25 protein-coding genes are annotated in these 22,692 nt (G+C 38.6%); 14 read left to right on the top strand and 11 right to left on the bottom strand.

Annotated elements, in window-relative coordinates; genetic code table 11:
• Positions 1–27 precede the first annotated feature (27 nt).
• From hydA to AC1DUW_RS05320, 4 genes are all read left to right on the top strand, one after another.
• Positions 28–1,446: a dihydropyrimidinase gene (gene hydA, locus AC1DUW_RS05335; protein WP_053348272.1), complete on the top strand. Its 1,419-nt coding sequence runs from the start codon at positions 28–30 to the stop codon at positions 1,444–1,446.
• Between the two features lie 45 nt (positions 1,447–1,491).
• On the top strand, positions 1,492–2,976 hold the full coding sequence (locus AC1DUW_RS05330) for an NCS1 family transporter (RefSeq protein ID WP_477642145.1): 1,485 nt from the start codon (positions 1,492–1,494) through the stop codon (positions 2,974–2,976).
• A gap of 16 nt (positions 2,977–2,992) precedes the next feature.
• Positions 2,993–3,208 (top strand): hypothetical protein, encoded by a 216-nt coding sequence (locus AC1DUW_RS05325; protein ID WP_053348238.1) that lies wholly within the window; start codon positions 2,993–2,995, stop codon positions 3,206–3,208.
• Positions 3,209–3,526: 318 nt separating this feature from the next.
• A complete protein-coding gene (locus AC1DUW_RS05320) occupies positions 3,527–5,161 on the top strand; it encodes a PucR family transcriptional regulator (RefSeq protein WP_053348239.1) in 1,635 nt (544 codons plus the stop codon).
• A gap of 147 nt (positions 5,162–5,308) precedes the next feature.
• Here the strand turns inward: AC1DUW_RS05320 and yhfH (AC1DUW_RS05315) are convergent, their stop codons facing one another.
• The 6 genes from yhfH (AC1DUW_RS05315) to yhfH (AC1DUW_RS05290) are packed head-to-tail and all read right to left on the bottom strand — an operon-like array spanning position 5,309 to position 6,288.
• Positions 5,309–5,449 carry a protein YhfH gene (gene yhfH / locus AC1DUW_RS05315; protein WP_082527586.1) on the bottom strand — a complete coding sequence of 47 codons (141 nt, stop codon included), beginning with the start codon at positions 5,447–5,449 and terminating at the stop codon, positions 5,309–5,311.
• Positions 5,450–5,472: 23 nt separating this feature from the next.
• On the bottom strand, positions 5,473–5,613 hold the full coding sequence (gene yhfH, locus AC1DUW_RS05310) for a protein YhfH (protein ID WP_082527583.1): 141 nt from the start codon (positions 5,611–5,613) through the stop codon (positions 5,473–5,475).
• A 23-nt stretch (positions 5,614–5,636) separates the two neighbouring features.
• On the bottom strand, positions 5,637–5,777 hold the full coding sequence (yhfH, locus tag AC1DUW_RS05305; protein WP_082527583.1) for a protein YhfH: 141 nt from the start codon (positions 5,775–5,777) through the stop codon (positions 5,637–5,639).
• Between the two features lie 23 nt (positions 5,778–5,800).
• The gene (yhfH, locus tag AC1DUW_RS05300) at positions 5,801–5,941 is read right to left on the bottom strand and encodes a protein YhfH (protein ID WP_082527583.1); all 141 of its coding nucleotides are present in this window, start codon (positions 5,939–5,941) and stop codon (positions 5,801–5,803) included.
• 28 nt (positions 5,942–5,969) lie between these two features.
• Positions 5,970–6,107, bottom strand: a complete 138-nt coding sequence (gene yhfH / locus AC1DUW_RS05295; protein ID WP_082527582.1) for a protein YhfH — start codon at positions 6,105–6,107, stop codon at positions 5,970–5,972.
• A gap of 46 nt (positions 6,108–6,153) precedes the next feature.
• Positions 6,154–6,288, bottom strand: coding sequence for a protein YhfH (gene yhfH, locus AC1DUW_RS05290; protein ID WP_083450933.1), 135 nt, complete (start codon positions 6,286–6,288; stop codon positions 6,154–6,156).
• A 718-nt stretch (positions 6,289–7,006) separates the two neighbouring features.
• Between yhfH (AC1DUW_RS05290) and AC1DUW_RS05285 the strand changes: the two genes are divergently transcribed.
• The 10 genes from AC1DUW_RS05285 to AC1DUW_RS05240 all read left to right on the top strand — a co-directional run bounded on the left by AC1DUW_RS05285 (position 7,007) and on the right by AC1DUW_RS05240 (position 18,249).
• Complete coding sequence (locus AC1DUW_RS05285; RefSeq protein ID WP_477642144.1) at positions 7,007–7,897, top strand: diacylglycerol/lipid kinase family protein; 891 nt, start codon at positions 7,007–7,009, stop codon at positions 7,895–7,897.
• A gap of 237 nt (positions 7,898–8,134) precedes the next feature.
• Entirely contained in the window at positions 8,135–10,168 is a 2,034-nt protein-coding gene (locus AC1DUW_RS05280) for a Na+/H+ antiporter (protein ID WP_477642143.1), read from the top strand.
• Positions 10,169–10,282: 114 nt separating this feature from the next.
• Positions 10,283–10,777: a GNAT family N-acetyltransferase gene (locus AC1DUW_RS05275; RefSeq protein ID WP_053348242.1), complete on the top strand. Its 495-nt coding sequence runs from the start codon at positions 10,283–10,285 to the stop codon at positions 10,775–10,777.
• Positions 10,778–11,073: 296 nt separating this feature from the next.
• Positions 11,074–12,459: a protoporphyrinogen oxidase gene (locus AC1DUW_RS05270; protein WP_053348243.1), complete on the top strand. Its 1,386-nt coding sequence runs from the start codon at positions 11,074–11,076 to the stop codon at positions 12,457–12,459.
• A 143-nt stretch (positions 12,460–12,602) separates the two neighbouring features.
• Positions 12,603–13,145 carry a helix-turn-helix domain-containing protein gene (locus AC1DUW_RS05265; RefSeq protein WP_053348244.1) on the top strand — a complete coding sequence of 181 codons (543 nt, stop codon included), beginning with the start codon at positions 12,603–12,605 and terminating at the stop codon, positions 13,143–13,145.
• A 73-nt stretch (positions 13,146–13,218) separates the two neighbouring features.
• Positions 13,219–14,328, top strand: a complete 1,110-nt coding sequence (locus tag AC1DUW_RS05260; RefSeq protein WP_053348245.1) for an ABC transporter ATP-binding protein — start codon at positions 13,219–13,221, stop codon at positions 14,326–14,328.
• Complete coding sequence (locus tag AC1DUW_RS05255; protein WP_053348246.1) at positions 14,318–15,121, top strand: ABC transporter permease; 804 nt, start codon at positions 14,318–14,320, stop codon at positions 15,119–15,121. The genes AC1DUW_RS05260 and AC1DUW_RS05255 overlap by 11 nt, the downstream gene beginning before the upstream one ends.
• Position 15,122: 1 nt before the next feature.
• Positions 15,123–15,926, top strand: coding sequence for an ABC transporter permease (locus tag AC1DUW_RS05250; RefSeq protein ID WP_053348247.1), 804 nt, complete (start codon positions 15,123–15,125; stop codon positions 15,924–15,926).
• The gene (locus tag AC1DUW_RS05245; RefSeq protein ID WP_053348248.1) at positions 15,923–16,996 is read left to right on the top strand and encodes an ABC transporter substrate-binding protein; all 1,074 of its coding nucleotides are present in this window, start codon (positions 15,923–15,925) and stop codon (positions 16,994–16,996) included. Before AC1DUW_RS05250 ends, AC1DUW_RS05245 begins: the two co-directional genes overlap by 4 nt.
• Positions 16,997–17,358: 362 nt before the next feature.
• Positions 17,359–18,249, top strand: coding sequence for a peptidylprolyl isomerase (locus AC1DUW_RS05240; protein ID WP_053348249.1), 891 nt, complete (start codon positions 17,359–17,361; stop codon positions 18,247–18,249).
• 171 nt (positions 18,250–18,420) lie between these two features.
• On the opposite strand, the gene AC1DUW_RS05235 is transcribed toward AC1DUW_RS05240, so the two are convergent.
• The 5 genes from AC1DUW_RS05235 to nagA all read right to left on the bottom strand — a co-directional run bounded on the left by AC1DUW_RS05235 (position 18,421) and on the right by nagA (position 22,483).
• Positions 18,421–18,816, bottom strand: a complete 396-nt coding sequence (locus tag AC1DUW_RS05235) for a hypothetical protein (protein ID WP_053348250.1) — start codon at positions 18,814–18,816, stop codon at positions 18,421–18,423.
• Between the two features lie 208 nt (positions 18,817–19,024).
• Positions 19,025–19,747: an SIS domain-containing protein gene (locus AC1DUW_RS05230; protein ID WP_053348251.1), complete on the bottom strand. Its 723-nt coding sequence runs from the start codon at positions 19,745–19,747 to the stop codon at positions 19,025–19,027.
• Positions 19,748–19,833: 86 nt separating this feature from the next.
• Positions 19,834–20,556, bottom strand: coding sequence for a phosphonate metabolism transcriptional regulator PhnF (gene phnF / locus AC1DUW_RS05225; protein ID WP_053348252.1), 723 nt, complete (start codon positions 20,554–20,556; stop codon positions 19,834–19,836).
• 14 nt (positions 20,557–20,570) lie between these two features.
• Positions 20,571–21,305, bottom strand: coding sequence for a glucosamine-6-phosphate deaminase (gene nagB / locus AC1DUW_RS05220; RefSeq protein ID WP_053348253.1), 735 nt, complete (start codon positions 21,303–21,305; stop codon positions 20,571–20,573).
• Positions 21,305–22,483 carry an N-acetylglucosamine-6-phosphate deacetylase gene (gene nagA, locus AC1DUW_RS05215; RefSeq protein ID WP_053348254.1) on the bottom strand — a complete coding sequence of 393 codons (1,179 nt, stop codon included), beginning with the start codon at positions 22,481–22,483 and terminating at the stop codon, positions 21,305–21,307. The genes nagB and nagA overlap by 1 nt, the downstream gene beginning before the upstream one ends.
• Positions 22,484–22,692: the final 209 nt, after the last annotated feature.

Raw genomic sequence — 22,692 nt, 5'->3', positions numbered from 1 at the left:
TGGAGGAGATTATATATGAAGAAGATCATGAAGAAAATTATTAAAAATGGAACAATTGCAACGGCTGCAGATACGTATCAAGCGGATATTTTAATTGAAAATGAAATCATTACAATGATTGGTAAAGACCTTTCAGCAGAGGGAGCGGAAATCATTGATGCAAAAGGCGCGTATATTTTTCCAGGAGGTATTGACCCACATACCCATCTTGATATGCCGTTCGGTGGGACTACAACAAAGGATGATTATGAAACAGGTACGATAGCTGCTGCATATGGAGGTACGACTACGGTCATCGACTTTTGTTTGACCGAAAAAGGGGCGCCATTAAAGAAATCTATAGAAACGTGGCACGAAAAGGCAAGTGAAAAAGCAGCAATAGATTATAGTTTTCATTTAATGATTAGTGAAATTAATGATAAGGTTCTGGCTGAGTTGCCAAGTATCATCGAGAATGAAGGGATTTCTTCGTTTAAAGTGTTTATGGCTTACAAAAATGTTTTTCAAGCCGATGATGCGACACTTTACCGTACACTGCTTCAAGCGAAAGAACTTGGCGCACTTGTCATGGTCCATGCTGAAAATGGTGATGTGATTGATTATTTAACAAAGCAGGCGCTTGCTGAAGGTCATACTGATCCGATTTATCATGCGTTAACAAGGCCTCCGGAACTTGAAGGAGAAGCAACGGGACGAGCAGCCAAGTTGACGGAGATGGCAAACAGTCAGCTTTATGTCGTTCATGTCACATGTGAAGATGCGGTTGAAAAGATTACAGAGGCAAGAAATAAAGGGGTTGATATTTGGGGTGAGACTTGCCCGCAATACTTGGTCCTTGACCAAACCTACCTTGAAAAGCCCCATTTCGAAGGATCTAAATATGTATGGTCTCCACCATTAAGGGAGAAGAGAAATCAGGAAGTACTATGGAACGCTTTAAAAACAGGCCAGTTGCAAACGATAGGCTCCGACCAATGCTCTTTTGATTTTAAAGGTCAAAAAGATCTCGGGCGTGAAGACTTTACGAAAATCCCCAATGGTGGTCCTACAATAGAAGACCGAATGAGTATTCTGTTTTCGGAAGGAGTCAAGAAAGAGCGTATCACCTTGAATCAATTCGTGGACATCACTTCAACCCGGGCAGCCAAACTTTTTGGATTGTTCCCTAAAAAAGGAACGATTGCTGTAGGATCAGATGCGGATATTGTCATCTTTGATCCAAAGGTGGAGCGGACTATTTCTGCAGATACTCATCATATGGCTGTCGATTATAATGCGTTTGAGGGAATGAAAATAACAGGTGAACCGGTTTCTGTTTTATCACGCGGTCAATTTGTCATTAGAGAAAAGCAATTTGTAGGTGAGGCTGGGAAAGGACAATACTTGAAACGGGCTAAATATAACACGTCGCTGGAGTCGGATTCAGAGCACAAGCTTCCTGTCTAAAAATTCTGTAAGGAATAACAAGCAAATTAATATTGGGGGTTTTATATGAGTGAGAAGAAAGAATATTTAAAGTCTCCCGATTTGCTGCCTATACCTCATAGTGAGAAGAACATAAGTGCAGCCGGCTTTGGATTTATTTGGGTAGGAATGGCTGTAGTATTGGCCGCCTTTGCAATTGGCGGTAACGGTGTACAAAGCTTAGCGCTTGGCTGGGTCGTGCTGGCAACGGTTATTGCTTGTGTAGTTCTTGGCTTTTTGATGACAATGACAGGAGATATCGGGGTTGAGCATGGCATCTCTTTCCCAGTTTATATGAGGGCGCCATTCGGTACGATTGGTACCCATATTCCATCGGTTGTTAGGGGGTTTGTTGCCTCATGCTGGTTTGGTCTTAACACCTACTTCGGTGCAACTGCAATGAATGCAATCTTTGCAACCCTTTTTAACTTTGATAATTGGTTTATCTGCTTCCTCATTTTTGCCGTTTTACAATTAGTTAACACGGCAATGGGAATCAAGTCGATTGAACGTTTTGCTGACTTAGCAGCACCAGTCATCATCTTGATTTCAGGCTGGATGTATTTTACTCTTTCCGATCAAGCTGTGGCCCAAGGAAGAGATGTATGGACCTGGATTGAAAGTCCGGTAACTGGAGGTGCAGCGGCAACGGCTTTCATGGTCGTCATAATGGCTAATATGGGATTTTGGGGTACGTTGGCGGCGGATATGCCGACACTTTCTCGTTATATCAAGGCACCTAAAAATGAAAAAAATTGGTTCAGGCGCAATAAGGGGCAGATTATTGGGAATATTATTACCTATCCCATTACTCAGACGTTCATGGTTATTATCGGAGGGGTTTCTTACATGGCTGTTTCCAATTATGATCCCGTCGTTGCTATACAAGGATCGGCAAGTGGAATTGCTCTTGGAGTCCTTTTAATCATGATAGTTTTTGCTCAATGGTCGACGAATACTACTGCCAATGTAATCCCGGCAGCTACCATTTTCTCAAATGTCATGGGTCCTAAAATGCCTTTTTGGGCGGGAGTTGTTGTCGCCGGGTTTATTGGAATCGTAGTTCAGCCATGGAGCTTGTTCGGCATAATAATAGAAGTTTTGTTAATTGTAGGTGGAGTTTTAGCATCTATCGTTGGTATCCTGGTGGCTGATTATTATTTCCTTCGTAAACGACGTGTTAATGTACCAGAACTATATGAAAGTGAAGGTCAATATAAATACTTGAATGGTGTGAATTGGGCGGGAATCATTTCTTGGGCGATTGGTGGAATAGGTGCCACAGTTTTTTCAAACTATTCGTTTATTGTGGGATTCGTGCTTGGTAGCGTAAGTTATTATGTATTGGCAAAATTTTGGTGGTTTAAGAAATATGAACAAGCTGAAATTATTGACCCAAGTGATGAGAAATATTTAGGTATTTCAATAGGGAGGGATTGGAAAATCGAAAAGGAATTAGAAATTGAAAAAGAATTGGTTATTACGACTGCTACTGGCGGGGAGAATGTGTAAAAAAGGGGGAGTAGAAATGTCCGAATATCAAGAGTATCGCTTAGAAAGGGAACAAATTGATTTTTTACTTGAAAGAGGATATCGAATCACCCGGGTCTCGGAAAATTTAAGTGGGGCTTTTCTCGATTTCGAACTGATAGAAGGTACGAAGCAGGAATGGAAGCAGTTGAATATCAAAACCCCGGAAGGAAGAAAATACTTCTCAACATTGCTTTTCAGGAAGTTGCATTAAAATTCACTTATAAACCTGAAATGCTGGCCTATTCATCAAATGAATAGGCCACTTTTGTGTGGCTGTCTTGAATCAAAGTTCGAGAATGCTTTTGAACCTAAGAAATCAATATTGTTGGCTTTCTGATAGAACTGGTAAGATAGATGGCCAATAGATAATCAATGTAGAATTTGAGTTCATAGCATCATTTTGAACATAAGTGATGAATTTTTTGTTGAATTTTGACGTTAGATTTTCTGACAAGTGTCTGGAGATTTATAGACTGTCCGTTTATAATAGATTTTATAGCAGTTTTATAGAAGGATGGTGGATGGATGAATGAATACTTCGATTACAATCGAGGAAATTCTAACGCGCAGGCATTTTAATCAGACGGATATAATCGCCGGCAGCAGTGGAATAAAGCGTCAAGTGAAATGGGTCCACTGCATGGAAGTCACCCAAATCAGCCACTTGTTAAATGGAAATGAACTGATTCTGACCACCGGTTTGGGGTGGAAAGATTGTGATAGCACATTTCTTTCCTATTTAAATCAGCTAATTCAATGTAATGCAGCAGGACTGTGTATAGAGATAGGTACCCGCACCATGGCAATTCCCCAATGTGCGATAGATCTTGCAGATGAACACCAATTCCCTATCATCCTATTTCATCAAGAAGTTCCATTCGTAGAAATTACTCAGGATATTCATTCCCTAATCATTAATAAACAATATCAAATGATCTCCAACTTAGAGAACTACTCCCAGCAGCTAAATAAAAATCTCCTCGAAATTGACCATTATGAATCAATTCTAAAATTTCTCCATAACTATTTAAATGTACAGGTTATTCTTATCTTTAATGAAAACGATATAGCCAGTATTCCAAAAATAAAGAAAAAAATAACCTATCAAATGTTAGTGGAAGTAAATGAAGAAAAGAGAACTTTGAACAAAACCGTTCTTAGACAACCGATTCAAGTGCTCGGTGAGAATTATGCGGAACTGCTCATTTGCAGTAGCGATAGAGAGTTGACGGATTTTGATTCACTGATCTTGGATCGGACAGCCACCGCATTGGCTCAGCATCTATTACGGGAATTATATATAGAAGAAAAGAAAATGTCAGAAGAAAGCAAATGGCTGACAAACTGGATTGAAGGGGAGTATAGCGACGAAGCAATCCGTGAGCGGCTTTCCTATATTGATCCGAAAATGCAGCTAGATGGCGGGATTGTTTGCATTTGCAAACAACATCCACGGTATAATAAAAGTTCGGCAAAATTAGATGGAACCTATTTTAAGATAATGTTTAGGACAGTTTTTGAACAATATGGCTTTCAGATTTTCTCTATGGAAATTCATCAGCACCTTGTCTTTATCCTAGGCGATAATCGTTCATCCGAAGATTGGAAAGGAAGGGTGACAAGTGCCTTGGATCGTATTATGAAAATGGATGTCAGCGGACGTAATCGTATGAGCCTGCTTACTATTGGGTTTGGAAAACACGTTCAAAAGTTAAGTGAGATTTATAAAAGTTATGAAACGGCTCGTGAGACTTTATTGCTTCAGGATACCTTACCAGAGGAGAACAGAAGCTTTTTTTATCAGGACTTACATATGTATCGTATGATTTCTCTAATCAATAAGCATGGTAATTTGGAAGAAACCGTTCATGAATATTTAGGTCCTGTTATCGAATATGACAAACAAAATAACGGTGAATTGATGCCTACCTTGAAGACCTATCTCGCTTGTAATGGGTCGAAACAGGAAACTTCAAAACAACTATTTATTGTCCGGCAAACACTGTACCATCGGCTAGAAAAATTAGAAAAACTATTAGGGTCAAATTTTATGCGCTCAGATCAACGCCTTGGCATCGAATTCATGATTTTTGCCTTGGATTACTTACAGAACAGTAGTAGGAAGACTAGTGAGAAATATATGGATAAATATGTGGGTAAATAGAAAAAAACCAAGGGTGTTCAACGGACATCCTTTTTATAATGCACTGAAAGGGAGTTGGAGTGGCAAGTTAATATATTGGTGATTTCTCGGAAATGTACTGACATCAAAAAGTTGGCCTTTACAGCTTCTTGATGTCAGTATCTTTTTTTAATATTCATCTTTTTTGGAAAGGCAGTGGTCACATTCCATGAGGTAAGATTCAGCTTGTTCAGTGATTTGATCACCACACTCGGGACATTGTTTAGGTGGCAGGGTTCTAAAGAACTCCAACGGATTTTTAGTTTGCATGATAGTTTCCCCCTTTTAATTGTTTAGTAGTCTTCGCGTTTGGAAAGGCAGTGGTCACATTCCATGAGGTAAGATTCAGCTTGTTCAGTAATTTGATCACCGCACTCGGGACATTGTTTAGGTGGCAGGGTTCTAAAGAACTCCAACGGATTTTTAGTTTGCATGATAGTTTCCCCCTTTTAATTGTTTAGTAGTCTTCGCGTTTAGAAAGGCAGTGGTCACATTCCATTAAGTAAGATTCAGCTTGTTCAGTGATTTGATCACCGCACTCGGGACATTGTTTAGGTGGTAGGGTTCTAAAGAACTCCAACGGATTTTTAGTTTGCATGATGGTTTCCTCCTTTAAATKGTTTAGTAGTCTTCGCGTTTAGAAAGGCAGTGGTCACATTCCATGAGGTAAGATTCAGCTTGTTCAGTGATTTGATCACCGCACTCGGGACATTGTTTAGGTGGCAGGGTTCTAAAGAACTCTAACGGATTTTTAGTTTGCATGTGGTTTCCTCCTTTTAATTTGGTTAAACTAGTCTTCACGTTTGGTAAGACAGCGGTCACATTCCATTAAGTAGGACTCAGCATGTTCGACAATATGATCACCGCACTCAGGGCAATGTTTAGCAGGGATATTGTTGAAAAATTCAATGGGTTTTTTCGTTTGCATGATTATTTCCTCCTTTAAATGTTTTTATATTTTTTCTTAAAATGATTTATTCTTCACGTTTAGAAAGGCAGCGATCGCATTCTATCAGATAGGAATCTGATTGTTCAACAAGTGTTTCACCACATTCCGGGCAATGGTTAAATGAATGGTTTATTAATAAACTTGATTGATTTGTTTGCATGTCTCGCTCCTCCTCTATATAGTACAGTTATTGTTGTTTGCCTGTTGTTATAATACAGTATATACCCGAAATTGGAAAATGTATAGGTATTTTACAGAAAATTTAAAAAATATTTCAGATTGAGCACAAAAACCCTATAGGAATAGGGTTTTTGTTAATATTTTTTTTGGTCATTTATTTAAAAAAAGTGAAAATCTGAAGAAATATATAGGTTGAGAAGTGAGGAAAATTAAGAGCGAACGAAAGGTTATCCAATATTCAATGAAATAAAATAGTGTTTTATGTAACAGATTGAAGTACAGATAAATTACAAAAAAACAAATTGATGGCTAACCTGTTTCTATTTCTATATGTCTTTTAGCTGCTTGCTCTAAAATGTCGGTAAGTTCTTAAGACAGCAGTTAATATATGAAAGTTCCTGTGCAGGACTAAAGAATATAACTTTTTCTCCTTTAAGCACCGATAAGCAAAAAACAGAGTGAATACTAGAAATATGAAACGATGGCTTGCATTCTCAACTTGTTAAAGTACGGCGGAAAATATCATCGTAAAGAAGGAAAGTATCTGACTTGTCAGTAGTGTTTCGTTCTTTTTTTCATGACCAGATACTTTTGATTCAAAAAAATGAATATTAAGCTCCTGAAAAGAGGGTGTGCGGTTTTAGTACTTTAGTAAAGAGGTAACTTGGTAGTAGAAGTACATTAATGGGAGGTCGCATATGTCAAAAGTGATGATTATCATAAATCCATCTTCAGGGAAGGAAAAGGCAGGACAGATTTTGCCGAATGCAGAAAGGGTACTAGGTGATATCTATGATCAAGTGATTGTTCGTAAAACGGAAGTCGAAGGTGATGCTATGAAGTTTGCTAAGGAATCCTGTGCAGAAAAATTTGATGCTGTCATTTCGATGGGGGGAGATGGAACAGTAAATGAGACAGTGAATGGGTTGGCCGAACAGAAGCATCGGCCTGTTTTCGGCATCATTCCACTAGGAACGGTAAATGACTTCGCTAGGTCCCTTGGCATACCATTGGATCCTGATAAATCCATAGAGATGTTAAATGAAGCACAGATTAAGGATGCTGACATCGGGAAGATCAATGATCGTTATTTCATGAATGTGCTGGCGGTCGGTGCAATTGCCGAGGCTACCTCTAATGTGACCGTTGAGCAAAAAACTCGTCTGGGCTCACTTGCCTATTTTATAGAAGGAGCAAAAACATTAGTCAAAAAGACTCCGTTTTCTTTAACTGTTGAACATGATCAGGGAAGGTGGTTGGGAGAGGCATATTTATTAATTGCCACGATGACTAATTCAGTCGGCGGTTTCGAACAACTTGCACCCGAGGCGAAAGTAAATGATGGAAAGTTGCACACATTTATTATTAAAGATTTATCCCTTCCGCTTATTATCAAGATTATTCCGAGTTTAATAAAGGGCGAGATAAAGGGACACGAAGAAGTAGAATATATTCAAACTTCTAAGCTGCATTTATCTACATCAGAGGAACTTGCAATCAATATTGATGGCGATGAAGGGTTTCTTTTACCTTTTCAGGCAAATGTGTTGCACAAACACCTTCGTCTTTTTGTTCCGCGAACAATATGAATGTATAGGTATAGAAGTCGAGTACACTAATCGGAAAAAGCTGATAGGGTAAATGCCGCCAATCACCTTAATATTCAACTTTATCTATCCCGCAACGTGAGGGTMACTTGCTTTTATAAAAAGGTATCATTATTCCGGGTGCTTCTAGGAAATAATAGTTATTGAATGAATGAAGGGGTATATATATGGTACGCTTATAGTTATGAAAATAGATGAGAGAGGATGTTTGATGTTTGTATGGAGTTTTTTCTTGTTATATTAGCCCTTCTAATTTTAATTGGAATGTCTAATGTAATTAACCATTTTATACCCTTTATACCTGTACCGTTAATTCAAATAACGCTGGGTGTTGTGCTGGCGCTTTTACCTTTTGGTATCCACGTAGAGATGGAGACAGAGCTGTTTTTGCTGTTATTTATCGCCCCTCTTTTATTCAACGATGGGAAGAATGTGCCCCGTACAGCCCTATGGAGGCTGAGAGCGCCTATTCTCATGCTTGCATTAGGCCTAGTATTCATAACGGTTTGGGCCGGAGGTTATCTAATCAACTGGATGATTCCTTCGATTCCACTTCCGGCTGCATTTGCTTTAGCTGCCATTTTGTCACCTACCGATGTAGTGGCAGTCAGCGCTTTGGCGAGCCGCGTTAAGCTGCCGAAGAGCATAATGCATCTTCTTGAAGGCGAAGGGTTAATGAATGATGCTTCAGGTCTTGTGGCCTTTAAATTTGCTGTTGCAGCTACAGTCACTGGTGTTTTCTCCCTAGTGGATGCAACGTTTAGTTTTATATGGATTTCAATTGGTGGGTTTGTAGGTGGAGCAATTATTGCCTTCATCATTATCAGGCTCCGTGTATTTCTTCGCCGTTTAGGAATGGAAGATGTTACGATGCACATGCTAATCCAAATCCTGACTCCTTTTATTATTTTCCTCGCTGTGGAACATTTCCACCTTTCTGGGATTTTAGCGGTCGTGGCTGGGGGTATTGTCCATGCCATTGAACGGGATCGGGAATTATCACCGACGGTAGAACTGCAGGTTGTTTCAAAGAGTACATGGTCTGTCATTTTGTATGTACTAAATGGACTTGTGTTTGTTTTACTTGGCCTGCAAATTCCAAGCGTGGCGAAAACTATATTTGAAGATCCAGCTTTCAATAATGGACAAGTTATTATTTATATTGTGATTATTACACTGTTCCTCTTTGTTTTACGATTCATTTGGCTTATCGCAGCTTGGTCGATTGGCTGGATCACAAAAAAAGCTGGAGCCCAAAAACCAGACTTGAAAGCGGCCGGAATCATTACCATTTCCGGAGTACGAGGAGCGGTAACATTAGCTGGATCATTTTCGATTCCATACGTATTGGCAGATGGAAGTCCTTTCCCAGAGCGCTCGTTAATCATCTTTATTGCAGCAGGGGTTATACTATTGACCTTGATTGTTGCGAGTGTATTTCTACCTATTGTAGCAAGATCAGAAGAAGTGGAAATCGTAGATAAGCAGGCTGATAAAACAAAATCGGCTACCATTCACACACATCAAGCGGCGATTCGAGTTGTAGAATCCCAAATGACAGATGAAAACCGAGAAGCGGCTTTATCGATCATTTCAAGATATCATACGAAAATCAACGCACTGTCCTATGTAGAACAAGAGAAAGAGCCTGCTGCACTAAGAGAGGAAGAAAGGGTTCTTCGCTTTAAAGCTCTTGAGGCAGAGCAAAGATTCCTAGATAAACTTATTAAAGATGAGAAAGTGGACCGAGAAACGGCATTTATATGCAAGGAATATATTCAACGTATGGAAGGCGCGGTCACAAACCTAATGAAATTCCGTTTTTTCAGGACAGTAACACTTTTTAGAAGAAGTATGTTGCGAGTTTTTAAATTATTTTTCCCTAATAAAAATGAAATAAGAAGAATCAATTTAGAGAGATTGGTAAAGGTAAGAGACCTTAAAGTCAGGATGTATAAAGCTGCCATCCAAGAGATCCAAGCCGGGATTACTTCAGAAAACCATGAGACGTCTTCCATGATTATTGAAGAGTATAAAGTGCTTATTTTAAGATGCAAACGAGAAAATAGAGGCCGTGTTCCCAGTAAAATGGTCGAATATGAAAGAGAGCTATTCTATAAAGCGATTCAGGCAGAGCGTGACGAAGTACAGGATATGTTTGAAAAACGACAAATTTCCCGTGATGTCGCCAATATACTCCGCCAGCAAATCAATTTACGTGAAGCACTAACAATCAATGAAAACACTCACTGAATATATGAAGAAGCGCTGCCGATATCTTCGGCAGCGCTTCTTCCAGTTAGTGGAGGGATTTTCGGAGGAAGTATCGAATTATTAAGGTATTCAATATTGAAGGAGTGTGATCAGGTGGAACAGGATCAGAAAATCGAGACCATCGCTTTAACGCCTTATCTGCGGGAACATCATCAGGAGCTGTCACAGTTTTATTTACCGGAAACACAAACCTCCTTTTCAGCTCTACCGGAACAGTCACTACAATACTGCCGGGAAGATGTGGACAGGCATCCTTTCGTTATATGGGCTGATGGTATCCCTGTTGGTTTTTTCGTTTTACACATTGGAGAAAACATTAGCCCTTTCACCAACAATAATAAAGCAATTTTACTCCGTGGATTTCTCGTTGATCAAAAGCACCAAGGCAAAAAGATTGCGAAGAAAGCCTTGCAAGTCCTTCCAGAATTCGCAAAGGGGATTTTTCCAAACAAAGATTCGATTATTCTTGCAGTGGACGCCATGAACGTGATAGCGAAAACTCTTTATGAGAAATCGGGATTTCAAGATACAGGAATTCAAAAAGAAGGAAGAAGCGGGTGGATGGAGATAATGGAATATAGATTATGAGATTGCATTTGATGGGTTGATTTGTGAAGGGTATTGCTTTCCTTCTGATTGGAAAAAAAGAAAAAGGAACCACACGTAAATACAGATTCATTCGATTACGAATTATTAAATAGGTAACAACTGATATATGCATAGGGCAATTAGACTTTTCGAAACAGGGAAGGTCTTTTTCTTTGTCCAATTTGTTACAAGCTTCATTAGGAAACTTGATGATTTAGGGGGTCGCTTTTAATAATACGGCTGCCTTATGGTACACTTTACTTAATGAAAATTTCGTTAATCGAGGTGTAGTCCTAATGAAAACAGTCGTAGTCGTAGGTGGAGGCATTACAGGTTTATCAACCATGTATTATTTACAAAAAGCAGCTAAAGCGGACAGTCTCTCCGTACGATTAATATTAATAGAAGGTAATGAGGAATTAGGTGGTAAAATCAGGACCGTGCATGACGGGCCATTTAAAATAGAAGCGGGTGCCGATTCGATTGTCGCCAGGAAACAAAATATAAAACCATTTCTTAAAGAATTGAACCTAGAGGATCAAGTGGTCTATAATGCTACAGGAAAATCATTTATCCATACGGATGGCGTGCTAAAGAAAATCCCGGAAGATGCCTTATTTGGAATTCCAATGAGCGTAGAGTCTCTGGCGGAGAGTGAACTTGTATCTGCACAAGGGAAGGTCGACGCCTTAAAGGATTTCTATACAAAAAATGAGACGTTTACGAAGAATGACTCAATCGGCTTATTTCTTGAAAGTTTCTTAGGTAAGGAATTGGTGCAAAAACAAATTTCACCTGTCCTATCGGGTGTTTATTCAGGGAAATTGAATGAATTGACCATTGCTAAAACACTGCCAGAGATGCTGGATTATAAAAATGAATATGGCAGCATCATACGCGGTCTATCTGAAAATAAGCAGAAATACCAGAGTAAGGGAAATAAGAAGTTCCTTTCATTTAAAAATGGCTTATCTGTATTGATTGACCGTATTGAGGAAAGTCTCGATATGGTAGAAATTTTAAAAGGGACCCAGGCGGAAAAAATAATAAAGAATGATGAAGGGTATATAATTTCATTGGCAAATGGTGAAATGCTAGAAACGGATTTCATCGTATTGAGTACGCCGCACACTATTGCCCAGAAACTATTGGGTGATCAGGAGCTGGATAAAGACTTCGCGGGCTTAATCAATAGCTCGATGATTAGCATTTATCTTGGGTTTGATATACCAGATAGCATGCTTCCTAATGATGGGACAGGTTTCATTGCTGGTGATAATAGTGATTTAATTTGTAACGCCTGTACGTGGACGAGCAGGAAATGGGGGCATACCTCTGAAAACAGTCAGCTTTTAGTAAGGCTCTTTTATAAAAGCTCAAGTCCAGACTATGATCGATTACAGTCCCTAACGAAACAGGAATTAATACAGGTGGCTTTAGGTGATATTAAAAATAGCTTGGGTATTTCCGGGACTCCTATAACTAGTGAAGTAACAAAATGGCATGAAGATATGCCGAATTACCATATAAAGCATCCTCACATTGTTCAATCGTTGGAGGCTAAAATCGCCGAGAATTATCCGAATGTTTTACTTGCTGGCTGTTCATACAATGGTGTCGGAATACCGGACTGTATTGCAGATGGGGAAAAGAAAGCACAAGAGATTTATGCGAAGTTGTAAAGGGGGACTGCCAGAGGGGCAGTCCCTTTTTTGTATCTGCTATCCTGGAAATTTCGTTTGAAGTTTCCTGCATTTCCTGTATAATAATATTCGTTAAATTAAACTTTAAGTTTACTATTTGTAAACCGATTGAGGGTAAAATTATGCAAATTGGAAAGAAAATAAAAAACCTTCGTTTGAAAAAGGGATTGACCCAAGAAGAGTTGGGAGAAAGAACTGATTTAAGCAAAGGGTATATTTCACAATTAGAAAGAGATTTGAGTTCGCCTTCAATTGAAACTTTCTTCAATATTTTAGAAGTACTAGGCTGTACCCCAAAGCAATTCTTCGATGAAGAGGAACAGGTCCAGAAAGTAGTTTATGAGGAAGAGGCACAAACATTTTTTATCGATGAGGAACGAGGCTATCAAATTCAGTGGCTTGTACCTGAATCGAATGAGAAGGAAATGGAACCAATTCGCCTGACTCTTCAGGAAAAAGGGGAATTCAAAAAATTCGAACCATCCTTGTCGGAAACATTCGGTTATGTATTAAGCGGAAGAGTTATTGTAAAGCTAGGTACACATACTTATCTCGTAAAAGCCGGGGAATCGATTTATTTTCATGCATCTGATGAACACCAAATCATCAATGATTTTGATGGTCCATCTGAGTTATTGCTTGTGGTGACGGAATCATATTTATAGAAACCAAAACATATGCTGCTGTTTGTTTAGGGTAAAAATAGATTATTAAGGTAATGGAAAGAGGGAAGTAGCTATGACAAACGAGAAGATTATACGCTTCGAACACGTTACAAAGCAATTTGATGATGATACCGTTGTTCTCGATAATGTTAGTTTTGAAGTTGAGAGGGGCAAGTTCTACACACTCTTAGGTCCTTCAGGCTGTGGCAAGACCACTATCCTTCGCTTGATTGCTGGATTTACGGAAGCTTCCAAGGGCGATATTTATTTTGAAGGAAAAAAAATCAATAATGTTCCAGCCAATAAACGACAAGTTAATACGGTTTTTCAAGATTATGCACTTTTTCCGCATTTAAATGTATTTGAAAATGTGGCATTCGGGCTCAGAATCAAAAAAATGAAAAATGCGGATGTAGAAATAAAGGTAAAGGAAGCTCTGAGCTTCGTAAATTTGGAGGGCTATGAAAAACGTGAAATCAGGGAAATGTCCGGCGGTCAGCGCCAACGGGTAGCGATTGCCCGAGCGATTGTTAATGAACCAGAAGTTATCCTTCTTGATGAACCGTTATCTGCCCTTGATTTGAAATTGCGTACAGAAATGCAATATGAATTACGTGAACTACAACAAAGGCTTGGAATCACCTTTATCTTCGTCACTCATGACCAAGAGGAAGCACTCGCGATGTCGGATGAAATCTTTGTTCTCAACAAAGGGAAAATTCAGCAAAGTGGGACGCCTACGGATATTTATGATGAGCCGCTGAATCGATTTGTTGCCGATTTCATTGGTGAGTCTAACATCGTAAAAGGAAAAATGATTGAAGATTATCTAGTGGAATTTGTCGGAAGGCAATTTGAATGCGTCGACCAAGGTTTGAATCGTAATGAAGCAGTGGATATTGTCATCCGTCCAGAAGATTTAGAGATTACTTCTGTTGATCGCGGGAAACTGCAGGTTCGAGTGGATTCTCAGCTATTTCGTGGTGTGCATTACGAAATCAGCTGCTATGACCATGATGGTAATGAATGGCTTGTCCAATCTACTAAAAAGGCGACAGTTGGAGACGAAATTGGACTGTATTTCGATCCTGAAGCAATTCATGTCATGAGGTTAGGTGAAACAGAGGAAGAATTCGATAAGCGTCTAGAAGCGTATCATGATGGGGAAAGTCATGCAGAATAAAATGTCCCGTAATATTTACTTCATTCCTTATGTCCTATGGATTGCTCTATTTGTTATTGCGCCTATTCTGCTCATCCTTTATTATTCTTTTTTTGATATCGAAGGAAATCTATCATTGATTAACTATCAAAAATTCTTTACACCCGTTTATTTAAAAATGACTTTGAGCTCATTTTGGTATGCTTTTTTAATTACAGGAATATCGCTGTTAGTGGCCTATCCGACTGCTTACTTGTTGACAAAAACCAAACATAAGCAGTTGTGGCTGTTATTGATCATCGTACCTTCTTGGATTAATTTACTCTTAAAAGCTTATGCCTTCATCGGTATTTTTGGCACATATGGTGTGGCGAATGGTTTTCTAGAAGCGATAGGAATTGGGAAGCAGCAAATTCTCTTTACAGATTTCAGTTTCATATTCGTTTCGGTTTATATATTTATCCCGTTCATGATCTTACCGATATTCAATGCACTGGACGAAATGAATCCAACACTTTTAGATGCAGCGAATGACTTAGGAGCGTCCCGATGGATGACATTCCGCCGCGTGATTTTCCCGTTAACAATCGATGGTGTTAAGACGGGGTGCCAGGTCGTTTTCATCCCAGCACTTTCATTGTTCATGCTGACAAGGTTGATTGCCGGTAATCGTGTCATTACCCTTGGTACGGCAATCGAGCAGCATTTTCTCGTGACACAGGATTGGGGAATGGGTTCCACAATTGCTGTCTTTTTGATTATTATAATGTTCCTGATTATGTTTGTAACGGGTAACCGAAAGCAGGGTGTGTAAAATGAGTAATAAATTATCACCTTTATCAAAAGCGTTTCTCGTTTTGATTTTTCTCGTTCTCTATGCACCGATTTTCTTTTTAGTATTTTACTCGTTTAACAGCGGTGGTACGATGTATGACTTTAAAGGGTTTACCTTTGAATGGTATAAGGAGCTGTTCCAAGATACAAGGTTGTTGATCATTGTATTAAATACACTTGTGATTGCTTTATTATCTGCACTAATCGCTACGATCATTGGCGTGATTGGAGCAATTGGAATCCGGTCCTTTACGAGYAGTAAAGCAAAAAATACTTTATTGTCTCTGAATAACGTATTGATCGTCAGCCCAGATGTGATTATTGGTGCCTCCTTCCTGATTCTTTTCACAATGGCCGGAATCAAGCTCGGGTTTTACTCCGTACTGTTGTCACACATCGCCTTCAGTATTCCAATTGTTGTTCTACTCGTGCTTCCAAAACTTCAGGAGATGAGTCCGACCTTAATCGATGCTGCCCGTGATTTAGGGGCAAGTCGGTGGGATGTATTGACGAAGGTTATCTTGCCTTACATTTTACCAGGTATCTTTGCTGGGTTTTTTATGGCTTTGACTTATTCACTCGATGATTTTGCGGTTACATTTTTTGTGACCGGTAACGGATTCTCCACCCTTTCCGTGGAAATCTATTCATTGGCGCGCCGTGGAATTTCATTAAATATTAATGCGTTATCGACATTGCTGTTCGCAGTAACACTTCTGTTGGTTGTCGTTTATTATTTTATTACTCAACGAGTCAGGCAGACGGGAATGGGGGGGAGACGATGAAAAAGCTCGTCCAAATGTTCTTAGTCATTTCTGTCGTATCTGCCCTGCTTTTATATGCGATTTCAAGATTGAATACATCGCAGGGTTTTACGAGCAGCTATACGCTTACCATCTATAATTGGGGCGATTACATCGATTCTGATTTAATCGACCGTTTTGAAGAAGAAACAGGCATCAAGGTCATATATGAGACGTTCGATTCTAATGAAGCAATGATGACCAAAATCGAACAGGGCGGTACGACTTATGATATCGCTATCCCGTCCGAATATATGATTGATAAAATGCGTGAAGAAGATTTACTTGTTCCCTTGGATCATTCAAAGCTTCCTAATTTGAAAAATATCGACGAGCGATTTATCAACCTGCCGTTCGATCCAGAAAATAAATTTTCCGTTCCTTACTTCTGGGGAACTGTTGGTATAGTTTATAATTCTAAGATGCTTGGTGGTAAAGAGATTACAGCCTGGGCAGATTTATGGGATAATGATTTGAAAAATGAAATCCTCTTAACAGATGGTGCCCGAGAAGTAATGGGTATGGGCCTGAACTCTTTGAATTATTCTCTGAATGATACGAATGAAGAACATCTTCAAGAGGCAAAAGCCAAACTAGATACACTCACTCCGAACATTAAAGCAATTGTAGGGGATGAAAGCCGCATGCTATTGGAAGCACAGGAGGCGGCGATTGGTCTGGTTTGGTCTGGAGTAGCTTCTGAAATTATGGCTGAAAATGAAGATCTTGAATATGTGGTGCCAGAAGAGGGGTCCAATTTATGGTTCGATAATATGGTTATACCGAAAACGACCAAAAATGTGGACGCGGCTCATCAGTTTATCAATTTCATGCTGGATCCAGAAGTAGCGGCACAAAATGCTGAATATGTTAGCTACTCAACTCCTAATAAAGAAGCGTTGAAATATATGCCGGAAGAAGTAGTGAAGGATGAACGTTTTTATCCATCACCAGAATTAACAGAGAAACTGGAAGTGTACGAAAACCTTGGGAAGAAAAACTTAGCCCGTTACAATGAACTCTTTTTGGAATTCAAAATGCATCGTAAATAACACAAAAAAAGCATGGTGTAAGAGGAATCCTCTTCTTACACCATGCTTTTTCGTTTCTAAGTTTGTGACAAGTTCTAATGGGGTTTTCGTGCTAAACATAGAAAAGTACATCATCACTCTGTTAACATCACTCAAAAGTTCAGTATTATGATATAACTTATCATCTTTGGAATAACGAATCTTTATTGAACTGGTCAGAGGGTAGACGATCAGCCTTTAGTAAAAGTACTCTAAAATATAAGTTGAGAGGTAAGTATGTTAGTATAATGACAGGATATGGTGCATATAGCAGTGGGAGTAAAATCTTAAGGATTTATTAATATTTCCAAGCTATTATAATAGAAAAATTAAGGAGAGTATTCATGAAACTATTAAGAAGCAAGAAGGCATATATTTGGGCAGGAAGCGGTTTAATCATTGCCGGTATCATGGTATTTGCGATGATTTCGTCTACAGATAAGACAATGGCGAGCGTGGATGGAGAGAAAATCAATAAGGATGAGCTTTATGACGCGCTTGTTGAGGGGTATGGAGCAGATACATTAAACTTATTAATTACAAATAAATTGGTTGCATTGGAAGCGGAAAAAGAGGGAATTAAAATTAAGGATGAAGAAATCCAGAAAGAGATCGATACTCTGGTAGAATCCTATGGTGATGAAAAAGCGTTCAAAGAACAATTGGAAGCAAGCGGTTCTTCCATGGATGCCTTGAAAAAAGACATCGTGGTTTATCTTCAAACGAAAAAATTGATTGAACCGAGAATTACCGTGACAGATGATGAAATCAGCACGTATTTTGAAGATAATAAAGATACCTTTGCTCAAGCAGAACAAGTGGAAGCTAGTCATATTTTAGTTGATGACGAAAAAACGGCTAAGAAAGTTGCGAAAGAAATTGCAGAAGGTGGCGATTTTGCTAAATTGGCAGCTGAATATTCTACTGATACAGAAACGGCAGAAAAGGGTGGAAGCTTAGGATACTTTGGTAAAGGTGATATGGTGAAGGAATTTGAAGACGTTGCCTTTGATCTTGATATAGATAAAGTCAGTGATCCAGTTAAATCCGATTATGGGTACCATATCATAAAAGTAACCGGTAAGAAGGAAGCGAAAAAAGCTAATTTAGAAGACAGTAAAAAAGAAATTAAAGAAACGCTTCTTTCTGAAAGATTACAAGAGGAATATTCTGTTTGGTTAGCTGAAGTAAAAGAAGATCATGAGATAACGAATAAATTAGAAGGTACTGAATAAGGGGTGAAAAGGATGATTCCAAATCGAATAACATCCACTTTGGACCATCTTTTTTATAACACTATCCATTGTATTTAGTAATCTTTTTGAAAATATGATCATTGAAGAGGATAGGACCATATTTAGAAAAAAGGAGCAGAGGCGTAATGTCCTCTTCTCCTTTTTTATTTGTTAGAAGTTAGATGAAATGGACTTTTCATTAGAGAGTTCTGATTTTGTAACTAGTTCATCACTTTCTTTTTCTCCTTTTTTATTGTCATCTTTTAATGACTGAGCAGGGGTTTCTTTCAATTGTTTTCCCGCCACTACAGCTTTGGAGCTGATGCCTTTTAATTCACTTGTTGCTTCTTTAACGTCAGATACCATCTGTTCCTTCACTTCGTCTGGATTTTCCTTAACTTGTTCAATCATATTCACGGAGTTGTCTTTTAAAAGGATTGCCGATCTTTTAACTTTATTCCTTTTGTTAGAGTCAAGTAAGGTTAAAGCACCACCTACAAGTCCGCCTATAAGAATACCTTTTAACAGTTTGCTATTCGTTTCAGTTTCAATAGTTGGTTGTGTCATCTATATTTCCTCCTCTAAGAATAGTAGATTGATTGCTTATTAGGGTTTTCCCTTATTTACCATAGCTTAAACTTGTATAATAAAAACAAGGAATAAAAGGGAGTACCTCTAAAATTAAAAGAAGGCATCCGTATGGATGCCTTCTTTTAATTTTGCATATGGAACTAACGAAACAAAAAACTTATGTATTCTTTTTGGGTAAAAGGATTCACAATTGGGGAATCCTTTTTTTATATTTCGCGATTAGTTTTTGATTGTGTTCATCTGCCCCTTCGATATTCCCACTCAGGAAAACGGGAGGGGTCACCCCTGATTTAATAATGGTCTCAATGACTTGGGTGAAAATCATATTTAGAAGGACAGCTCCAATTACAGTCGATCCAGATCCAAATGATATACTGTTTGATTTCAGTAATGTATCACCTTTGGAAATATGATTGTCTATGACTAAATCAACGACATCGTGGAGATAAAGTTTCTGTTTATGCCGTGAAGAACAACTGTTAGCATACTCAGGTGAAGTCAATCCAATAACAAAGGCGCCTTTTTCTTTTGCGATTGTAGCAACATCGATGGGAACGGGATTCACACCAGAGGATGAAATGACGATACAGACATCACCAGGACGGATATCCTCATCATTCATGAATTTCTCTGATAGGCCATTTTGTCTTTCAAGTTGCGATGACCTTGATGCTCCCTTAAAAAGCATCAAATCTTCAACGAAAATAGGACGAATGGCTGCTAACCCTCCTGAGCGGTAGAATACCTCTTCTGTCAATATATGAGAGTGTCCGCTTCCGAACAAATGGATGATTCCATCTGACATTACTGCTTTTGAGATGTGTTCCACAGATTCCTTAATCGAAAGATTTTCCTGTTCTACCACAGTTGAGAGTAAATCCTGCACTGCTTCAAAATATGAGTTCATATGTGACACCCTCCGATTACCTTTAGCATTAAAAGATTATAGTGATGAATTTGTCCTTACTTGCATATCAGGTAAAAATATTCAAATTATCTAGTAATGTTGATTGTAAACTTATACCTGTCTGCACGATAAGCTGATTTAACATATTCTAGGGGGGTTCCATCTTGTAAAAACGTATTCCTTTGAATGAATAAAATGGGCGAATGTTTAGGAATCGCTAAATGGGTAATTTCTGTATCTGAAGCAATCGCTGATTCTAATGTTTGCGTAGCATAGTCGATTTTAAGTTTAGCGTAATTTTCTATATATTGGTAAAGGGACAGGTTGATAATTTCTTCAGTTAATCCCTTAATTAAATTCGCAGACATATACATCGTTTCGAGTGCCATTGGAACGTCATCGGCCAAGCGTATCCGCTTTATTTCATAAACAGGAGCATAAGTGGAAATGTGCAGTTCATTAGCAATTTTTTTATTTGCCGGAATGATTTCGAAGCTCAGCAATTTACTGCTTGGGTTTAACCCTCGGGCTTTCATATCCTCTGTAAAGCTAGTCAGTCCATTAAGCTGCTGCTCCAGCTTCTTATCAGCTACAAAGGTTCCTCTGCCTTTCTGACGATATAGGTATCCATCATTAACTAGGTTATTTATGGCTTGACGGACAGTCATTCGGCTAATTTCGAATTGTTCTGCATATTCACGTTCAGATGGAAGGGCATTGTGCGCTTGGAACTCACCACTTTCTATTTGTCTTTTTATTTGTTCTTCGATTTGAAAATAAATTGGAAGAGGTGAGTTTTTATCAATCATTGATTTTCGCTCCTTTAGGGTATTAACACTCCAGATAACGCTTTTTGGTCTGCGATAATTGTAACATTATTATGTTTTTTAAGAATAGATGCAGGAAATTCCTCTGTTATTTCCCCGTGTATTAATTTCTTCAAGGTTTCAGCTTTCTCTTCTCCTGATATTAGTAGCAGAATTTCTTTACTTTTCATTATTGTGGCAATACCCATCGTAATTGCATGTGTGGGTACTTCGTCGATGGAGTCGAAATAGCGTGCGTTCGCTTGTCGAGTTGATTCCTCAAGTGCAACTACATGTGTACCAGACGAGAAAGAAGTTCCTGGTTCATTAAAACCAATATGACCATTTTGTCCAATTCCAAGTATTTGAAGGTCAATTCCACCCAATGTTTCAATCATTTTGTCAAAACGAGTACATTCCTTGTCCAGATTATCGGCTGCACCATTTGGGAGATAAGTTTGTTCTTTATTTATATTAATATGAGCAAATAATGACTGGTCCATATAATAATGATAACTGTTTGGATCATTTGAATCTAAGCCGATATACTCATCAAGATTAAATGATGTTACGTTTTCATAAGAAGTATTATTTTGCATGTGATCTTCAATTAGCGCATCGTACGTCCCTTTTGGCGTCCCGCCTGTTGCAAGACCGAGCTTGATTTTCGAATTCTCTTTAACTTTTCGAATGACTATATTTGCAGCTGACTGACTCATTTCTTTGTAATCCTGCACTTTAATAATATTCATTATACATTCTCCTTTTTAAATGCTAATTTACCTCTGCAGAACGTCATTTCAACATCCAATTTTTCATTTAATATTACAAGATCAGCATCTTTTCCAACCTGTATACTACCTTTTCGATCAAAAATCCGAAGCTGTTTGGCAGGATTTTCTGCCGTCATTTTAATAATGTCAGTCATGGAACAACCTGTATATTGCAAGGTGTTCTTAATGGCATCGTTCATTTTCAATATACTGCCTGCGAGTGTTCCATTTGATAGGGTTGCTGTCGTTTCGTTAACATACACGGGCTGGCCGCCTAAATCATAGGTACCCTTTTCAAGCCATTTGGCACGAAGCGAGTCCGTTATCAAGATCATCCGGTCACTGGTAATTTGGCTATAAGCTAACTTCACCATTTCCGGTCGGCAGTGAATGCCATCAGCAATAAGTTCAACAAACAGCTCGTCTCTAAGATAAGCAGCACCTAATACACCAGGCTCCCGGTGATGAAGACCCCGCATCCCATTATAAAGATGCGTGACGTGAGTAGTCCCTGCAGAAATCGCTTCACCTATTTGGTCATACGTTGCATCTGAATGTCCAATGGAAGCGACGACGCATGTATCCTTTAAGTGAGCTGCAAGATCTAATCCGTTTTGTTGTTCAGGTGCAAGCGTTACAAGCTTGATCTGATTTTGGGCAATTTCCTGCCATCTTTTAAATAGAGGAACATCAGGATCAACGATGTACTCTTCAGGCTGTGCTCCCTTACGTGCTGGTGAAATGAAAGGACCTTCTAAATGAATCCCAACTATTTCAGCGTGATCCTGTGTTTGATTTCCGATATAATTACCCGCATTAAGAAGTGCTGATTCAATGGCATCTGTCGATTGAGTCATTGTAGTGGCCAGAAAGCTGGTGGTTCCTTCTTTTGGAAGAGTTTCTGCCATTGTAGATAAAGCTTTATATGTGGCGTCCATTGCATCAGCATTAGATGCCCCGTGAATATGAATATCGATGGCACCTGGAATTACCTGATAATCCGGTGAAAGTGTAATTACTTTAGCATCATCGTCATGTTTGTATTGGTTGGCTGGACCTACTTCGGCAATTTTTCCGTCGACGACTTTAATGTACCCATTTTTGTATGTTTCCTTTTCGCTATAAACTATTAGATTATTAATAATGAATGTTTTCATACATAATCTCCTTTATGAAAGTAAAACTTAATGAATGAGTCATAAATTGGTCTCATATATTTTGCCCTCATTTTATCGCTTTTATTATAAGTTGTCTAGACCAGTTATGGAGTATCGGAAATAAAAATGATATTTTTGCTTTATTTTCGATGAATGTAGTATATTTTTCAAATAAATTGGTATAGACATCTATATATTTTCTATGCTAG

Source organism: Peribacillus sp. P4_C12, assembly GCF_056402095.1.
Note: the sequence above shows the minus strand (reverse complement) of the source record. Positions and strands in the feature narration are given on the sequence as shown.

What these genes read in the sequence shown, in the direction of transcription:
- hydA (WP_053348272.1), top strand. Translation starts at nt 28, where the DNA reads ATGAAGAAAATTATTAAAAATGGAACAATTGCAACGGCTGCAGATACG.
- AC1DUW_RS05330 (WP_477642145.1), top strand. Translation starts at nt 1,492, where the DNA reads ATGAGTGAGAAGAAAGAATATTTAAAGTCTCCCGATTTGCTGCCTATA.
- AC1DUW_RS05325 (WP_053348238.1), top strand. Translation starts at nt 2,993, where the DNA reads ATGTCCGAATATCAAGAGTATCGCTTAGAAAGGGAACAAATTGATTTT.
- AC1DUW_RS05320 (WP_053348239.1), top strand. Translation starts at nt 3,527, where the DNA reads ATGAATACTTCGATTACAATCGAGGAAATTCTAACGCGCAGGCATTTT.
- yhfH (WP_082527586.1), bottom strand. Translation starts at nt 5,449, where the DNA reads ATGCAAACTAAAAATCCGTTGGAGTTCTTTAGAACCCTGCCACCTAAA.
- yhfH (WP_082527583.1), bottom strand. Translation starts at nt 5,613, where the DNA reads ATGCAAACTAAAAATCCGTTGGAGTTCTTTAGAACCCTGCCACCTAAA.
- yhfH (WP_082527583.1), bottom strand. Translation starts at nt 5,777, where the DNA reads ATGCAAACTAAAAATCCGTTGGAGTTCTTTAGAACCCTACCACCTAAA.
- yhfH (WP_082527583.1), bottom strand. Translation starts at nt 5,941, where the DNA reads ATGCAAACTAAAAATCCGTTAGAGTTCTTTAGAACCCTGCCACCTAAA.
- yhfH (WP_082527582.1), bottom strand. Translation starts at nt 6,107, where the DNA reads ATGCAAACGAAAAAACCCATTGAATTTTTCAACAATATCCCTGCTAAA.
- yhfH (WP_083450933.1), bottom strand. Translation starts at nt 6,288, where the DNA reads ATGCAAACAAATCAATCAAGTTTATTAATAAACCATTCATTTAACCAT.
- AC1DUW_RS05285 (WP_477642144.1), top strand. Translation starts at nt 7,007, where the DNA reads ATGTCAAAAGTGATGATTATCATAAATCCATCTTCAGGGAAGGAAAAG.
- AC1DUW_RS05280 (WP_477642143.1), top strand. Translation starts at nt 8,135, where the DNA reads ATGGAGTTTTTTCTTGTTATATTAGCCCTTCTAATTTTAATTGGAATG.
- AC1DUW_RS05270 (WP_053348243.1), top strand. Translation starts at nt 11,074, where the DNA reads ATGAAAACAGTCGTAGTCGTAGGTGGAGGCATTACAGGTTTATCAACC.
- AC1DUW_RS05265 (WP_053348244.1), top strand. Translation starts at nt 12,603, where the DNA reads ATGCAAATTGGAAAGAAAATAAAAAACCTTCGTTTGAAAAAGGGATTG.
- AC1DUW_RS05260 (WP_053348245.1), top strand. Translation starts at nt 13,219, where the DNA reads ATGACAAACGAGAAGATTATACGCTTCGAACACGTTACAAAGCAATTT.
- AC1DUW_RS05255 (WP_053348246.1), top strand. Translation starts at nt 14,318, where the DNA reads ATGCAGAATAAAATGTCCCGTAATATTTACTTCATTCCTTATGTCCTA.
- AC1DUW_RS05245 (WP_053348248.1), top strand. Translation starts at nt 15,923, where the DNA reads ATGAAAAAGCTCGTCCAAATGTTCTTAGTCATTTCTGTCGTATCTGCC.
- AC1DUW_RS05240 (WP_053348249.1), top strand. Translation starts at nt 17,359, where the DNA reads ATGAAACTATTAAGAAGCAAGAAGGCATATATTTGGGCAGGAAGCGGT.
- AC1DUW_RS05235 (WP_053348250.1), bottom strand. Translation starts at nt 18,816, where the DNA reads ATGACACAACCAACTATTGAAACTGAAACGAATAGCAAACTGTTAAAA.
- AC1DUW_RS05230 (WP_053348251.1), bottom strand. Translation starts at nt 19,747, where the DNA reads ATGAACTCATATTTTGAAGCAGTGCAGGATTTACTCTCAACTGTGGTA.
- phnF (WP_053348252.1), bottom strand. Translation starts at nt 20,556, where the DNA reads ATGATTGATAAAAACTCACCTCTTCCAATTTATTTTCAAATCGAAGAA.
- nagB (WP_053348253.1), bottom strand. Translation starts at nt 21,305, where the DNA reads ATGAATATTATTAAAGTGCAGGATTACAAAGAAATGAGTCAGTCAGCT.
- nagA (WP_053348254.1), bottom strand. Translation starts at nt 22,483, where the DNA reads ATGAAAACATTCATTATTAATAATCTAATAGTTTATAGCGAAAAGGAA.